Annotated in this window: 8 protein-coding genes and 1 pseudogene; 3 read left to right on the top strand and 6 right to left on the bottom strand. The window is 49.3% G+C overall.

All coding sequences use genetic code 11. The features are described from left to right. Window positions 1–5: 5 nt before the first annotated feature. The 6 genes and pseudogenes from M0R33_RS00935 to M0R33_RS00960 form a co-directional block, all read right to left on the bottom strand. Window positions 6–2252, bottom strand: a complete 2247-nt coding sequence (locus M0R33_RS00935) for a mechanosensitive ion channel domain-containing protein (RefSeq protein WP_292563669.1) — start codon at window positions 2250–2252, stop codon at window positions 6–8. Continuing rightward, the gene (locus M0R33_RS00940) at window positions 2249–3556 is read right to left on the bottom strand and encodes a YhjD/YihY/BrkB family envelope integrity protein (RefSeq protein WP_292563672.1); all 1308 of its coding nucleotides are present in this window, start codon (window positions 3554–3556) and stop codon (window positions 2249–2251) included. The genes M0R33_RS00935 and M0R33_RS00940 overlap by 4 nt, the downstream gene beginning before the upstream one ends. Before the next feature lie 199 nt (window positions 3557–3755). Then, window positions 3756–4622: a universal stress protein gene (locus M0R33_RS00945; RefSeq protein ID WP_292563675.1), complete on the bottom strand. Its 867-nt coding sequence runs from the start codon at window positions 4620–4622 to the stop codon at window positions 3756–3758. Further along, window positions 4622–5716, bottom strand: a pseudogene (locus M0R33_RS00950) (SulP family inorganic anion transporter). Before M0R33_RS00950 ends, M0R33_RS00945 begins: the two are co-directional and overlap by 1 nt. 107 nt (window positions 5717–5823) lie before the next feature. Further along, window positions 5824–8442: an MMPL family transporter gene (locus M0R33_RS00955; RefSeq protein WP_292563678.1), complete on the bottom strand. Its 2619-nt coding sequence runs from the start codon at window positions 8440–8442 to the stop codon at window positions 5824–5826. Between the two features lie 311 nt (window positions 8443–8753). Beyond that, entirely contained in the window at window positions 8754–9095 is a 342-nt protein-coding gene (locus M0R33_RS00960; protein ID WP_292563681.1) for a hypothetical protein, read from the bottom strand. A 210-nt stretch (window positions 9096–9305) separates the two neighbouring features. Between M0R33_RS00960 and M0R33_RS00965 the strand changes: the two genes are divergently transcribed. From M0R33_RS00965 to M0R33_RS00975, 3 genes are all read left to right on the top strand, one after another. Further along, entirely contained in the window at window positions 9306–10334 is a 1029-nt protein-coding gene (locus tag M0R33_RS00965; RefSeq protein ID WP_292563686.1) for a DUF389 domain-containing protein, read from the top strand. A gap of 114 nt (window positions 10335–10448) precedes the next feature. Next, window positions 10449–12110, top strand: a complete 1662-nt coding sequence (locus M0R33_RS00970; protein WP_292563688.1) for an outer membrane protein assembly factor — start codon at window positions 10449–10451, stop codon at window positions 12108–12110. Beyond that, on the top strand, window positions 12107–16105 hold the full coding sequence (locus M0R33_RS00975; protein WP_292563691.1) for a translocation/assembly module TamB domain-containing protein: 3999 nt from the start codon (window positions 12107–12109) through the stop codon (window positions 16103–16105). The genes M0R33_RS00970 and M0R33_RS00975 overlap by 4 nt, the downstream gene beginning before the upstream one ends. The last annotated feature ends 9 nt before the right edge of the window (window positions 16106–16114 follow it).

Raw genomic sequence — 16114 nt, forward strand, 5'->3', positions numbered from 1 at the left:
TTGGCTTAATCCGGCTTTGACTGGTTATCAGGCGCCAAAGCCGGAGCAGTCGGAGATTCGGCGACTTGCAAACCGTTGCGGATATGCAAGTCGCGTTGCGGAAACGGAATCTCTATCCCGTATTTTCGTAACGCGGTTTCCAGTTCCCAATAATAAGCCGCTCTGACTCGTTGCGGCCTTTTCACCGCTTGCGGCTGCACCCAAACCACCAATTCAAAATCCAGACTGCTATCGCCGAAATTAATCAACCATACTTCCGGTTCGCGGTTTGTCTTGTTTTTTAGGGTATGCGGTGTGTTTTGCGCCGCTTCCAGAGCGGCCTTTCTGACAACATCCTTGTCACTGCCATAGGCGACCCCAAAAGGGATGTGAATCCGCCGAGAGGCGTCTGTCAACGTCCAGTTAATGACCTGGCCGTTCACGAACTCGGAATTCGGAACCAGAATATCCACCATATCCGTGGTTGTCACCAGGGTACTTCGTACATTGATGGCTTTGACCTCGCCCGCCAAGCCGGTCGATAGCTCCACAAAATCACCAATGCGCAAACTACGCTCAAACAGCACAATCAGCCCGGATACGAAATTACTGACAATAGCCTGCAAGCCAAAACCCACCCCTAAACTCAACGCACCGGCGATTAATGCAAAGTTACTGAGATCGACGCCGATACTGGACAGACCGATGCTGATACCGATGATCAAGATCAGATAATGCGCCAAGCGTCCCAGGGTGTATAAATAGGTCAAACTGCCGCCCTGGCGCTCGCTAAGATGGGTCAAGCCCCTACGTACAAAATGCGAAAGCGCCCAAGCCAAGGTAATAACCAACACTACCCGCAGAATACCCAGCAGCGTCACCGGTGTTTCGCCTATCTTAAAAAGACTGCCCTCCATATGATCCCAAAATATTTCCCAAACTTTGACCGTGGAGATTTTGACATTCGCCAGCCCGGTAACCAAAGCTCCTTGCTTATCTGCCGCCAGCGCATCCGCCCTATCCGCAATTAACTTTGCATCATAAATTTCACTATCCAGACGCTGCAGCGACAGCAGGGTATTTTGTACTTCGGTTAAGCGCTTCTGGGTCAAAATCACCACGTCGCTATTCTGTTTTTCCGTGCTGACAAATAGGGTCGCCAGCGATTTTCCGGCCCGACCTTGATCGTATTCAACCTTTTCCTGCCAACCAATCAACTTATCGTCAATCTTCTTGATATTATCCAGATGGGCCTGCAATTCGGTTTTGAACTTATTTAATTCATCGCCATTATCGGTTCGCAACATCTGCATCAACAGATATTCCATGTGCTTGCGGGACAGCAATGCATCAGCCACGGCTTCTTTGATACTGGCGTGAATGACGCGCTGTTTGGACAGTAACGAGCGCGCGGCGCCCTCATCGGTATCCAGGCTTTCGACCTCAACCACGGCTACTAACTGAGTCAGGTTTTCTCGCGCATTCACATGGCCTTGTTCCGCGACCTTGATATCTTTTTTTAATTGCTCTATGTCTTGGTCACTAACCACGATCCGGCCGCGGGCCGTTCTGATTTCCTTGATTAATTGCGCCAGTTGCATATCGTTGACAGCCAATACCGCCCTTTTCAAACGCAACCTTTCTCGCTCTAAAACCCACTGAGCCCATGCGGACATAACCCGCACGCCTTGCCTGGATTTATCCTTAGCCTGCTCCGAAAGCTCCAAATAGGCCGCCATCAGCGTATCGAGGTGTCGCCGCGCTACGTTTTGACGCTTGTCATCCAGCCTTAATTCGTCTGTCTCGGATTGTAAATCGGCTTGCAGACTTTGCCGCTTCCGTACCATATCCAGCCATTGCCGTAAGCTATAGACGGTTTGGATGTCCAAAGTCGCGGCCGGCTCCGGGCTGGGCTTGTCGCGCAATTCGCGATACCGTTGCAGATACTCGATCAGATCGGCTATCTCTGCCGCGATATCGGATGATTCATCGGCATTTTGTTTTTTCAGCGAATCGCTGGTCCAATCAATGCGTTGCTTTAACCGGACGGAATCGACATCGAAATAACGCCACCAGCCGACTGCCAAATCGAGGGGATTTGGCGGTTGATTCAACGAAGCCGAATTACTATTTTCAGTGCTTGCCTTAGCCGTGGATTCGCTTAGTCCCGGTAAAGCAATTTGAGCCTGCGCGGCAGATATGGCACACAGTAAAATGAACAGCAAGTATCTCATCCACGGAATGCCCGCTTGATTTGTGAAATGAATGTTCATGTTTCCACGCCGCTTTTTGCTTCCCAAAGTATGTCTCTCAAACTGCGGTCCTGTAAAAAATTCGTGCTATGCTGCGCCAATTCCTGTAGCGTATTTTGCATGGCGGGGCTGGCCTCGATTTGCGTGGCGGCAATTTTGGGCGTATCGCCAGCCGAACGAATAGCCTGCACGATATCGCGCAAAAAAATGGCATCGGTATCATGGGCCAGCACAAAACGCGAATCTTCTTCTAGCGTCATCAACAAGCCACTTTGTTGCAGGCAAAGCAAAATATCCGCCACGGCTTCCCAAGGCACATTCACGGCATCCGCCAGATGCTTTAAGGTAAAGACTTCGCCGCCTTTTAGCTGTTGTTGTCCTATCAGCGCCATCAGCAATACAGCCAATCTTTCCTGACATTGAATACTCAAATGCGGACGGCGTTTAGCATAGTGCAAGTAGCGTGGATACTGGATATGAAACACAATCACGCTACCCATCAACAAAATCAGCCAACTGATATATAGCCAGATCATGGCCAACAAAATCACCGCAAAACCGGAGTAAATCGCGCTGTACTGGGCGGAATTAGCAATAAAACGCGCAAACAACACACCGGTGGTCTTCCATGCCAAACCGGCCACCAGGCCACCGATTAAAGCCGGAACCAGTTTGATTTTGCTATTCGGAATAAATGCATAGGCAAAACTAAAGGCGGCAACGATCAACAGATAAGGTAAGACCAGCCCGATCATGTAATACGCGGTTCCGAAGGGTTGCATTTGTATCAAACCTCTCACCACTTCAGAATTCCCCATCGAAGCCGTAATGCCCAGCGCGGAAAACAAAAAAACCGGGCCAATCAATATCACGCTCAGATAATCGGTAAAACGCCGATATATCGACCGTGGCTTAGTTACCCGCCAAATATGATTAAAACAATCTTCAATTTGCGCCAGCAAGGATATCGCCGTGTAAAACAGCAACAAAAACCCCAGAAAACCTAATACGCCTACTTTGATGTTTTCCACAAAAAAGATTACGTTGTCCGTAATTTCCGCGCCTTTTTCACCTAAGGGTTCCAGAAACTTCGACAGTAAAGGTTCAACCTGATTATGCACACCGAAACCTTTAAGAATGGAAAAGCTCACGGCCAACAGCGGCGCCAATGACAGTAAACTGGTATACACTAGACTCTTGGCACGTTCTTTTAGTCCGCCAGCGTCCATTTCGCGCATCAGCGCAAAAGACAGCATTCGCAGATAATGGGCTACGGGGTGAAGGTAGGCGAAGATAACCGGAAAGCGGCGTTTCAGGAATGTCATTTTGCTCGTCAAAGTAAATATATACCTGCTGAATAAAAATAACTATGCTCAATCAAGGATAGTTATTGATTATCTGTTTATGAGGCATTTATTCACTTAAACGCGTCCAATGATCAAACATTAGACCTGTCCGGCCACGCAGATAACCATTGTGAGCTTTAACAGGTTTAGGGCGTAGCTGGGTGAATAAAACCAATCGTTAACGCAGTAACAATAGCGACTTGTGACTCTGGGCGAGCATTTTCACGGTGAAACTACCGAGTAAAAGGTCATGGACGCGGGTATGACTGAAAGCGCCCATAATGGTCAAATCGATATCAAACCGGTTTTGGTACTCGCACAAGGCCTGCTCGGGATTACCGCTGAGTTTTTGGCTGATCAGTTTTAACCCAGATTCCTGCTTCAACGTATTAGCGGCCTTTTCCAGCAGCACACCGCCATGGTCATCCTGATTGACGCATACCAAGTGGCACAACAAATCGCGATAAAGCGGACTGCTGGCGACCATATCCACGGCTTTGTCCGCGGCTTTACTGCCGTCATAAGCAATCATGATACGCTCCGGTACCTTAAACGCGCCATTAACCACTAAAATCGGCTTATGCAATGAGCGAATAATAGACTCAAGCTTGGCACCGATTTTATCGGGTTGATGTTCGTGCACTTTACCGCGCACACCAATTACCAGCACCCGCAAATATTCTTCCAGCTCTATTAAAGACTCCACCAAGCTGCCATGGCGTTGATGTAAATCCGGCTTAACGATGCCCGCCCGCTCGACCCTTTGTTGGGCGGCCCGCATGATCAATTTACCTTGCTGCAACTTGAGCTTGTTTTGCGCCAATTCCAGCGCAACGATGTCGTGCAATAATTGATCCTGGCTATCCACACCAATATTGCCTGACAAATCCAGCGTGCTAGCCGTTTCCGGATGATGATCGATGCTATGCATTAGCGTTAATGGCGCATTGACCCGTTGCGCAATCCAGGCTGCGTAATCGCACACCGCCGGCATTAAGCCGGAGCCATCCACGCAAGCCAGTACCGTATTGTTTTGAACCTGCATTAGTGGCCTCCCATGACTTTTTCAATTTCTTCGGAATTATCGTGTATGTCGAACCGGCCGACGATGGTGTTGCTGGCTGCATTGAGCCCGAGCAACTCCACCTGCGCCACTTCGCGGCGAAACACAAGGACGCCAGCTAAAAGTGCCTATCGATACCATGATCATCACCGCTACTAAAGTAGCCATGGGTATCCTGGAAATCCATTCATCCAGAAATACCACCACCATCATCAACAATAAACAATCCGCGAATACAGTAGACAAGCGCCCTCGCCCAGCGGATTTGATATTGATTACCGACTGGCCGACCATGCCTCCCAGTAACCCGGCACCGAGATAGGCCAACCCCTGACCTTTGCATTCCCCGCTTTTGTCGCTACCGGTATCCAACAGTTCATCGATGACGGTGGCTGTCATCAAGGACGCCAGCAAACCCACTGCGGCCAGCGGTACTGAATACGGTGCGATGATTTGCAAGGTTTCCTGGTTCAATGGCACTTGCGACTGAACACCAGTAAAGTATCGGGCAACTCGCCCATGTCACCCACGACGCGAATATCAAGCCCAAAAACCACCGCTACCGCTGTCATCGAGACGATGCATACAACGACGAAGGCAACAATCTCCCAATGACCGGCAGCTAAGGAAACAGGTAAATAATGCCAAGACCGGCTGCCGTCATCGCATAGACAGGCTAGCTGACATGGGTTAATTCGGGCACCTGGGCCATGAAAATCAGGATAGCCAAGGTATTGACAAACCCGGTCACCACCGAGCGGGACACAAAGCCCATTAAACTACCCAATTTCAGGTAACCGCCAATCAGTTGCAGTATACCGGTCAACAGACTGGCCGCCAGCAAATATTGCAGGCCGTATTCCTTGACCGAGATCACCATCAACAGAGCCATCGCCCCGGTTGCCGCGGAAATCATACCCGACCTGCAGCGCACGACCGCCGAAATTACCGCGATACATAACGCCCCATATAAACCGACCTTAGGATCGACACCGGCAATAAGGAAAAAGGCAATGGTTTCCGGAATCAGCGCCGGCGCCACGACCAGCCCCGTCGGCAAGTCGCCCGCCGCGCAAATTACCGAGCCAATCTAGTTTATTGGATTAAAAAAGCATCGACTTCCTATCGATATATCAGCGTTAGTAATTCAGTCTGTTTTGTAACGCAGCTACGTTTTCATGCTTCATTTGTAACCGATTTTAGTCGCCATGGCCGGCAATACCAGCATGCTGCACACGATCATCAACGAAATACCGATCGCTAACAGTAAACCCATGCTTGCGGTACCGGCATGAGTATTGAACGCCAGGCTAGAAAAGCTGCATAAAGTCGTCAAGGCGCTATAAAACACGCCGCGCGCGGCACTGGTTTGCAATAACTGATTTTGAATTTCCTGGTGTCGAAGCCTATGCACGATGTGAATACCACTATCGACTCCCATGCCAAGCAATAACGGTAAAACAATGATATTGGCGAAATTAAACGGGTTATGCAGCAGCACATTGCAGGCCCCGGTCAGCAATGCCGCCAATAACAAGGGAGTTACCACTAAAACAGTGGTTTTTAAACAGCGCGTGACGACCAATAACAACAGCACAATCATCACCAACGCACCTGAGAACGCTTCGATAAATGCATCGACTATGGCTTGACCGGAAGTCACATCGCCAATCGGCAAGCCGAATGATTTAGGATAGGTGTCCAAAATATCCTTCACGAATTGCTTCAAATATTCCGGGTTATTCAAATCCTGCTTGGGTAACACCAACACCCTATATACACCATCCGCACTCACCCATTGCGACTTCACTTCCTGTGGGAGATCGTCAATTCCGAATTCAGTGGCGGACAGACCGTCGCGCAGCATCAACATGGTATGCGGCAACAACCTCAGCACACTATCCTCCAAGCGGGCGTATATATCGGCCGAATTGTGCTGTGCGTCGGCGTAGAGCAGAAACGCCCCCACATCCTGATACAGCTTCTGCAGCACCGTTATATCAACCGACTGCACAGGCTGCTCGATCGCTTTTTGCAGGGTGCCCTGCAACTTAAGTAACGCCGCCCGTAAATCCGATTTTTCCGGTTTTTCGGTAAATCGGTTCAACTGTACCGGCATGATCAGATTGAGATTATCGATGATCTCAAGCTTTTCTTCCTGTTGCTCCGGCACCAAGCTACTCAGCGTAATAGTTTCATATACACTAGGTAATTTAGCGAATCGAGTCGCTAACTCGTTAGCATGCGCCAGACTGTCGGTTAATGCCGATGTCGCAAACGGCGAATCGGTTTGGCTACGCAATAATTTTTTAAACGCGATGACGGACTGGGTATTGGGATCTCGTATATTGATCGGGTTGGAATCGAAACTTAATTGCGTTAACTCCGCACCCGCCAGCAAGGCCAACAATACGGCGGCAATCAAAATACCCTTAGCATGACGAAACGGAAATAGATAAACCCACAGAGGTAATAAGGTCTTGCCGTTGGCGGGTAACGGTTTAATTGGCAACAGTTTTAATAATGCCGGCAACAAACTTAAAGAGACCAGCAAACCGATAAAAATTCCGCCGCCGGAGATAATACCTAACTCCGACACACCTTTGAAGTCGGTTGGAATAAAGGCAAAAAAACCGATCGCCGTAGTTAACGCGCATAAAAACAAGGAGCGGCCAACAGTCTTCATACTGCTTAATATAGCTTGCTCGGTAGACAGGCTTTGTTGGCGGTATTCCTGATAACGCAAACATAGATGGGTGGCAAAATCCACGCCCAAACCGATATAAAGTACCGCGAACGCCACCGAGATTAGATTCAAATGCCCTACCGATAAAGCGGCAAAACCGGCGGTTAACATCAAACCGACAATCAATGCTATAACGGTCACCAACAATAAACGTAACGAACGCAAACCTATCCATAACGCTGAACAGACCAGAAACAAAGAAACGATACTAGAGATGATCATGTCTTTGTTTACGGTTTCCACCTCTTCATGTTCCAAGGCGACTTCACCGGTAAAACTCAAGCTCACACCCGGAAACTGTTCAGCCATGCTGTCGGCCAATTCACGCAAATATTGCATGGGCTTGCTGGCCGGCATCAATTGTTTGAAGTCCAGATGTACGCGGGTAATCACCAAGCGCCGGGTTTGGTCGTCACCGAAGCTTTTTTCGGTCAATAGCTGCTGCCAGGAAAGATAATGCGTTTGTCCTGCCTTAACAGCTAGCATAGACTGGTCTATGGCATTCAACAACGGCTCCTGCGGCATGGCCAAATCCTGTTCCTGCCCTTGCAGGGCCAAGTCAATGATGTCCATTAAACCGGCAAAGTGATAATGCGCGGATAAATAGCCAATAAACGGCTGAGCATCCACCATTTTATCGGACAGCGTTTCCAACTCGTCAAGACTCAGGTAAAGAAAACCTTGTTGGCGAAAAAACGCGTTATCGACCGGAATATAGGCCGAATCAAACAAGCTTTTTTGGGCTTGCAAATGTGCTTCAATAAACCGTGCCGCTTCGGAGGTTTGCTCCGGTGTCGGCGATTCCACCACCACAATAATGGCTGAAGCATCCTGCGGAAAAGCTTTGTCTAACTGGGCCCGTATCTTGATAAACGGTAAATCCTGCGATAACAAATCACTGGTATTAGTATTAATACCCAAATGTTCACGCGTGTAAATTACACTACCAACACTCAGCAGCGTAAACAGTAACAGCACTAACCAGGGAAATCGGATAGGTAATGCGGATAGAAACGATAATAAACGAATTTTTATCGATGTAGCAGCAAGAGGCATAGTTTTGAATTGCTTAAAATGGCTGTTTAATGAGGGAATCGTCAATGCTTGCCGTTAATGAGCAAACACGCTGTTCCGATAATAGACGAGGAAGCTTAAATTTCACTTTTTTCCAATACTGCTGGGGTATAACCTCAACTAGAAGCTAGCGATTGGAAAATCGAGCGGCCATTATATGCAATAACTACGGTTTAGACCCGGAATACAGTCAATTTAAAAGACTAACTCCTTGTAGAACTTTGTATTGATCAGAGGCCGAGGTGGCTTTTACCACCTCGGCGGATAAATTTAAAAGTATTTGGAAGGCTCCATTATTTGGTGTTTGGGAAGCGCAATTGATATTGACGCTCGCTTTCCGTCATTTGCTTACGGCCTTCCTCCACCAATGCCTGGCCGTCACTGACTTTGTCTTCTCCTTTGCGCATATCATCGCGAGCGTCTTTGATTAACGCATTGCCGTCCTTGATTAATTTTTCGCCTTTCGCGACTTTTTTGGAACCCGCCTCCCACTGCTCGCCCAGAACCGCAGTACCGGAACTTTGTTGAATCATACGCTCGCCTACGGTAGGCTGACTGGAGCAACCAACCAGGCTACTCATAGCAAGCAACACACCTGACATAACAACGAAATGTAAATTAATGTTTCTTTTCATAGCAACACCCTATGTGGTTTAGTTAAAAAAGCTTATGGATCATTGCCGGCTCAACTGTTGAACCGAAGTAGTGTTTTCAATAAGCCAGGAAAGCCGTACAAATAATTGAACGTTGATTAATAATACCAAGCTTTTAATTTTTTGCAAGCCTTTATCTAACCTTACTTGTTGATAATGTTTGGATTTAAACAAAACCCGGAAACGCGAATAATGGAAATTCAAGTCGCTAGAACCGAAATTGCCCGCAATGCGCAATTCGACAAGGCATTTATTATTATGAATGCGCTAGCGGCGATCATTGCTTCCTATGCCTTGTTAGCCGACAGCTCGTCCGGCGTAATCGGCGCCATGCTGGTCGCCATGCTGTTGAGCCCAATCGCGGGCGTATCGTTAGCTTTGGTGGATGGCGATTCTCTATTGTTCCGGCAGTCCCTGCTGTCGCTGGGCGGCGGGATTGGCATTGTAGTTTTATGTGCGTTGGTCGTCGGTTTAATACATACCGAAATCCCGGCAGGTAAGGAGCTATTAGGTCGTACTCATCCTAATTATCTGGATTTAATGATTGCTTTAGCGGGTGGAGCTGTCGGCGCGTATGCGGTTATTTCGCCGCGTATCGTCAACGCCGTAGTGGGCGTAGCCATTGCTACCGCTTTAGTACCGCCGCTTTGTACCGGCACTATTTTTGCCGCCCGTGGCGAATGGGATAACGCCGGTGGCGCCTACTTACTGGCATTTGCAAATATCGTTGCCATACAATTTTCGTCGTCTATCGTTTTATGGCTAGCCGGATTCCATCAATCCCTGGACAGGTTTTATCGCAATAAAAAAGTAGTTTGGCTCAATGCTGTCAGTTTTTTACTGATTGGCTTGTTGTTTACCGCGTTAGGCGCCAACACCAAGATGGTAATCACGCAAATACTTTATGAAACCAACGTCCGTAAAGCCTTACGGCAAGAAATCAAACGCTATCCAGGCGCTTATATGAGCGAAGCCAGAATCAATCAGGAGGACGGCAAAAATCTTGTTCGTATTGTGGTGCGCAGCCCGCACGCATTTTCGGCGAAACAAGTCGGCGGCATAGAATCCAAACTACCTCCGCCGCCCAACACCTTACCTACCGAATTGCGTTTACGGCATATCATGGTAGAAGTGATGACGAAAGAAGGTTCTAAATTCGATATAAAGATGAGTGAGGTCGCGCCTGAAATTCAAGAGATTGAAAGCGCTGAACCACCGTGAGAAAGTTAATGTCAGACTGCGATATGTAATCAATCCACACAACACATGCACATCATTCAGCGACTAATTCGCCTAACAGGTTTAATAATCTTACTTTGTTCTTCTTTGCCTGCTGTGGCGGAAGTCAACCTCTCGGGTTTATCCGACGAAGCTGAAACCAATGTAAAACTCACCCTGTCTTTGGAGCAAGAAGCCTGCGACAGTCCCGAATGGAAAATAGGTCAGCTATTCGTCAAAGCCGCTCAGGAAATTGACTTAGCCCTGCGCGCCCTGGGCTATTACCATGCCGTCAACACTAAACAACTGCAATTCGACGACAGATGTTGGCATGCGCAATTTGATATACACAGCGGCCCGCAAATCATTGTGGACAGTATAGAAATCGTATTGGAAGGTGATGCCGACAAGGACGAAAAATTTAACAAGCTGTGCGAGAAGCTACGCAGCGACGTCGGCATGGGCCTGAATCACGGCCGCTATGAATCCATGAAAAGCCGGATAGAATCTATGGCCATGGAACGCGGCTATTTCGAAGGCCGTTTTCTGGAAAAAACCTTACTCGTAAACAAGCCGCAAAACACTGCACAAATCCGTTTAGTATACGATGCGGGCCAGCGGGTGTTTTTCGGCGATATCGACATCGATCAGGACATCCTTGACCCCGACTTTGTACAAAAATTTATTAGCGTCGAACCCGACGCATATTACACCAGCACTCAATTGGCGAAAACACATAACACTTTATCGAAAAGCGGTTATTTTGAGATGGTGGATATTCATCCTGAACTGGAACAAATCAAGCAAAATCGGGTGCCCATCAGCTTGAAGCTCTATCCCAAAAAGACCCACCATTACAGCTTTGGCTTGGGTTACGACACGGATAAGGGGCCGTTACTGGCCGCGTCTTATATGAATCGCCGGCTCAACCGTCGGGGTCATTTTTTCAATGCCGATATTGACCTGTCGCCGGTATTATCCACCGCAACGGCTGAATACAGCGTGCCGCTGGAAAACCCGGTCAGCGATTTTTTCAGCTTTGGCGGCGGTCTGAAACGCGAAGACACCGATAGCTATAAATCCTTGTCCGGCAAGCTATCGGCACGTTTAAAACACGCCTTCGATAGCGGCTGGAAACAAACCTTGTTCGTGGATTCCGTATATGAAAGTTTTACCGCCGACTCGAAAAAAGACAGCACGCTGCTGCTGTTACCCGGCGGTAGTTGGTTGCGCTCGGTGGCGGACAATCCGCTACGCCCTACCCGCGGCTACCGGCTGGAACTCAACCTGACCGGCAGCTATAAAAACCCCATCTCCGACATCAGCATGGCGCAGGGTTCGATAGCGGCGGTTTGGACGCATCCGCTTCCCTGGCAGGCCCGTATCATCACGCGCGCGGAACAAGGCGCCACCCTCGTGGATAATTTCGATAAATTACCGACCAGCTACCGTTATTATGCCGGCGGCATGAACAGCATACGCGGCTATTCGTATAAAGAACTGGGCCCCAAGGATGCACAAGGCCACGTGATCGGCGGCCGTTTTCTTAGCGTGGTCAGCATTGAATACGAACAATCCATTTTGGACGACTGGGGAGTGGCAGCGTTTATCGACGGCGGCAATGCCTATAACTTGGATAATATCGAAATAAAGGCCGGCGCCGGTTTGGGCGCGCGTTGGTATTCGCCGATCGGTTTAATCCGGGTCGACGTGGCCGTTCCGCTCAGCGAATCCGATTCATCGTTTCAATTTCATTTTGCCGCCGGCACCCGCTTATGAAAAAACGTCTGGCTTTCCTCGTTTTGGCAATTATTCTGCTGTTGCCGATCGGCATTTTTACATTACTGAACAGCACATCCGGCAGCCGCTGGCTGGTACAACGCATTTTGGCCGGCCTGCCCGCCCAAACCAGTTTGGCGCAAATTGACGGTAACTTGTTGAACCGGATCAACTTGCAGCAATTGCATTATGAAACAGACACCGAATTGGTCGAAATAGCTCAACTCAGCTTTAGCTGGCAACCCGCGCAATTATTGACCGGCACCGTAAAACTCATCGACATTAGCCTGGATGGCATCACTATCGTCATCAAACAAACCCAGCCTTCCGAACCCGGCAACTTTGACTGGCAAGCCGATTTGGGCTTGCCGTTGCAGCTGATACTGGAAAATCTGTCGATTACCAATCTGCATTATCAGGACGGCGAAACCGATTACCGTTTACAACAACTTAAACTTTCCGCCTTGACCGAGCAAAACCGTCTCGACATCAAGACCTTCAGTTTGGATGCCAGCCCGCTCAGTATCGAGTTAATCGGACAGATCACCCTCGGCCAGGGCTTTCCTTATACCCTAACCAGCCATTGGCAGATCGACAGCGAGGAGTACGGCCACTGGCAATCCGAAACCAAAATTACCGGCAATGCAGATCAATTACAACTGGACAGCAGCCAACAATCGCCGTTCAAGCTGAGTTTGCAGGGTACTATCAACCAGCTACAACGCCAACCTGTCATCACGTTGCGCGGCGATTGGCAACAATTGCGCTGGCCGCTGAAAGGCGACAAACCGCAATTCAGTAGTGCCCAAGGGGGGTTTGAAATCAATGGTGTGTTGGACGATTATCAGTTGAGCTTGGCGGGCCCTCTGACGCAAGACTATTTACCGGACGCCAAATTGCAATTCACCGGCAAAGGGACTACTCAAACGCTGGATATAGCGGATTTACGCCTCGCATCCTCCGCCGGCTCCTTGCTAGTGACCGGTAATCTCGATTGGCGAACCGGCACGTTGCTGGATTTAAATGCCAGAGGTAAAAACTTTAATCCGGCCATCTTCCTGCCCGACTTGCCCGGCAGACTGACCTTTGACAGCCATATCCAAGCAAAAACGGACGATACCGGCAGCCAGGCAAAAATCACACTCGAATCGCTGAGCGGGCAATTGCGCGGTAAGCCCATCAAGGCCAATGGTAAAATAGCCTATGCCGACGACAGCTTGACTATAGACGATCTCGCCATCCACTCGGGCCGCAACCATATCAGCGCTAACGGCCAAATAGCCGACAACGCATCGAATCTTAGTTTCGATATCAACACCCCTAAAATGGCCGAATTATGGCCGGGCTTGTCCGGCGGTTTTAAAGGTTCGGGCCATCTGCGGGGCAACTGGCAAAACCCGCAACTGGTATTTCAGGCTAAAGGCAATAGTCTGCGGTTTGCGGAACACACAATTGGCCAGCTGGCAATCGACATCGACTACCAACCCAACCACGACAACACCTCCAAAATACAACTGCACGCCAAGCAGATCAAAACGGCGGGTATCGCTCTGGATATGCTGGCGCTGGAGGGCTCGGGGCGCTTAAAACAACATCAACTTAATCTGGAACTTCGCGGTCCCAACGTCTCTTTGGCAAGCACCCTCACCGGCAGCGTCAACGATAAAGACTGGCAAGCGAATTTAAGTAAATTCAGCTTGGCTAGTCCCGATTGGGGTAAATGGCAATTGCCCCGTCCCGCCGGAATTCAAGCCACTCGAACAAATGACGGTTTCGATCTGACTGTAGCTGACACCTGCCTAACCCAACACCAAGCGTCGTTATGCGTAGCAGGCAACTATCAAGCCAATACGGATTTCACCGCTCAACTCACCGCCAAGGCCTTACCAACCAAGCTATTCAATACCTATTTACCCGAACAGGTGCAACTTAAAAGCCATATCAATGCAGACCTAGACATTCGGCAACTAAACGGCCTTTTGACCGGCAAATACCAGTTTAAGTTACCAAACAACAGCAAACTGTTAGTTAAAAGCACAAAAAACAGTAGCGAACTGAATTTGGGCGGCATGAAACTAACCGGCCATTTAAAAAACAACCAGCTGGAAGCCAAAACGGATATCCGCCTGCTGGACAGCGATGTTGTGCGCGCGGAACTCCAATACGATATCCGCTCGGCGCAAATACAATCGGGCCATATCACAGCATCGGTGAACAACTGGGCGTTGGTGCAACCTTTTGCACCGCAACTTGCCAAGCTGGCGGGGCAATTGAATGCTGATTTGGATCTAAGCGGCAATCCGCGCGCCCCCAACCTTAGCGGCAACCTAGACTTGACCGGCGGAATAGTTGAGTTGACTGATACCACCATGGGTTTCCACGATCTGGAATTACACGCCCTAGCCAGCGGCGGCAGGTCAAAACACATCGATATTCGCGGTGCGGTAAAGCCTGTTTTTCTAACGCCAGATACAAGTGAAAGCGTGCAATTTAACGGCCGCATCGACTTTGCCGCGGACTTGCGGCAGATACAACCGCTGGCCGGCCACTATCAAATCAACATTCCAGCCAATAGCAGTATCGACTATAACGCTGCCCAAACACGCCTGAAGCTGCCTTTCGCCGCCTCTAGCCTTAAAGGCGAAATTAAAGGCGAAAAACTGTCGGCGAATCTTGATTTGCGGCTGCTGAATCAGGATTACTTGAGCGCCGAATTGCAAGCCGATACCGGACCGCGTCAGACCTTGGCCGGAAAAATTAATGCGTCTTGGCGGGATATGGCCTTGGTCGATGTGCTGGTAGCGGATTTAGCCCAAACCCAAGGTCAAATCAAAGCCGATCTTGCCGTTAACGGTAGCCTGGCTCACCCCATTACCACCGGTTCGCTTAATCTCAGCCAAGGCGCCACTGAAATCGGCAGACTGGGCATTGCGTTACATCACATTAATCTACAAGTAGTGAACGCCGATAGTAGCGGAGAGCAAATGCAAATCAGCGGTGTCGTTAAATCCGGACAGGGCCAGCTAAGCCTGAACGGCAGCGTTGGCTTGAACGGCACCGCGGATATTTCAATAAAAGGCGAGGATTTCGAGGTCGCCAAGCTCTCCGAAGCACAGGTGGATATCAGCCCTGATTTACATTTAGCGGCGACCGAGTCGGGCGGAAAGCTAACCGGCCAGCTGACTATACCCAAGGCCATCATCACCTTGCAGGAAATCCCCGAAAATGCGGTGACAGTCAGCGAAGATGAAAAAATCCTGGGTGAAACCGACAAGGCCCAACCAACGCCTGCAAGTATTGGCGTGGACGCCGATATCGAGATTATCCTGGGTAAGCAGGTTCACTTCTCGGGCCTGGGTCTGGATACGGGCTTGGCAGGTCGCGTGAAAGTCAGCCGTTCCGGCGATAACACCAATATGCATGGTGCGGTCGATATGCAAAAAGGCCGTTATGAAAGCTATGGCCAGGACCTGACTATACGCAAGGGCAGATTTTTGTTTAATGGCCCGGTCGCGGCCCCCTGGCTGGATGTGGAAGCCATTCGTGTTTCCAAAGACCAAACCGTCACAGCCATATTAAACATCACGGGCCCTTTGGAAAATCCCAAAACCCGTATTTCCTCGCAGCCTGCGTTACCGGAAGCCGACGCATTGGCTTATCTGATCACCGGTTCGCCGCTCAACCAAGTCAGCAAAGGAGATAGCAACATGGTAGCCAGCGCGGCGTTATCCTACGGTGCCGGGCAATTATCCTGGCTAACCGACAAACTCGGAGTGGACGAATTTGATGTGAAGCAGGGCAAAACCCTGCAGGACACTTTATTAACGGTCGGCCAATATTTAACCCCTGATTTTTATGTTGGCACTAAAGTCGGCATTTTCAATAAACAAGCCACCCTGGTGCTAAAACATAAACTCACTAAAACCATTAATCTGGAAACCCAAACCGGCACCTCGCAACGGGTTAAACTGAATTACGAAATCGATACCGATTGATATCCCGCC

The sequence above is a fragment of the Methylomonas sp. genome (assembly GCF_023228165.1).
Lineage (GTDB): Bacteria > Pseudomonadota > Gammaproteobacteria > Methylococcales > Methylomonadaceae > Methylomonas.